The organism is Sphingomonas endophytica, assembly GCF_001476895.1.
Taxonomy (GTDB): Bacteria; Pseudomonadota; Alphaproteobacteria; order Sphingomonadales; family Sphingomonadaceae; genus Sphingomonas; species Sphingomonas endophytica_A.
In genome coordinates, this window is sequence record NZ_LDTB01000186.1 from 1 (window position 1) to 616 (window position 616).

Sequence of the window (616 nt, forward strand, 5' to 3'; positions counted from 1 at the left end):
TCCCAGCAGTACAGCAACTTCCAACGGGACCTGACTGCTTACCGGGAGGCTAAAGCCAATCGCAAGCGCGAAGAAACCGGCGAGCGGGCCCGTCGAAGTGGTAATCGGCTGTCTGCTGCCGTAGAGCAAATGAAGCATCAGCTGACGACCGAGGCTGCGGAAGGTCAATTCTTCTTCGTGGATGACCAGCTGTCGCCGCTGCTGTCGTTCTCTGATCGGCTACGATTTGTGGTGCATTATCGATGGCGCAAGGCAGTAGATGATGAATGGAACCGTGGCAGTATCGAATTCGTCCACACTGTCCGGCCGCGCCCCGTCTATACTATGCCGCCAAAGCGCAAGCCAACTGCCGCCAAGCTCCGCGAGCAGGAGCAGAACGATCGTTACGATGCCTGGAAAAGTTTAACGGACGGCGCCTGCCAGCACGTGCGCGACTACCTGCGCGAGGGTAAGGACCCCGCCGCAAGACCAGCAAGCTTTGCGGTCAAAACCGACGGCCAGGGCTACCTCAACAATTTCAGTACCAGGTTCTGGTCAGCTGAGATCTAGTTCTCCACACCTAATGCTACGGCTTAGCATAAAGTATGTGATCTAGCGGCGACTCATCCTTAGATTT

1 protein-coding gene is annotated in these 616 nt (G+C 56.3%); it reads left to right on the forward strand.

All coding sequences use genetic code 11. The features are described from left to right. Positions 1–549: hypothetical protein (locus tag NS334_RS16670; protein WP_058756993.1), on the forward strand; the 549-nt coding region annotated here is incomplete at its 5' end. Between the last annotated feature and the right edge of the window lie 67 nt (positions 550–616).